The organism is Domibacillus sp. 8LH, assembly GCF_038806185.1.
Taxonomy (GTDB): Bacteria; Bacillota; Bacilli; order Bacillales; family Domibacillaceae; genus Domibacillus; species Domibacillus indicus_A.
In genome coordinates, this window is the sequence record NZ_JAVJNG010000306.1 from 1 (window position 1) to 241 (window position 241).

At 39.4% G+C, this 241-nt stretch carries 1 protein-coding gene; it reads left to right on the plus strand.

Going from position 1 to position 241, the window contains the following annotated elements; translation table 11 throughout:
* Window positions 1–223: EcsC family protein (locus RG959_RS24830; RefSeq protein WP_342799367.1), on the plus strand; the 223-nt coding region annotated here is incomplete at its 5' end.
* Between the last annotated feature and the right edge of the window lie 18 nt (window positions 224–241).

Below are 241 nucleotides of genomic sequence, written 5' to 3' on the forward strand. Positions count from 1 at the left end.
GGATTATTCTGAACGATTGTTTATTCTGCATGTGTTCCAGCTTGATTTCTCAGATGATAGATTTAAGAGGGAGACTTTCCACACGCTTGATAATTGGTATGAAAAAAAGCAAGAGATTACAGACATGGTCTGGAGGACATTTCAGCAGGAGTATCGGGATTATATTGATTTAGTAAAGTTACTGCAACTTATACCTGGGTTTGGGGCGATTGTCGGTGCATGACAAGGAATAGAAAAACGC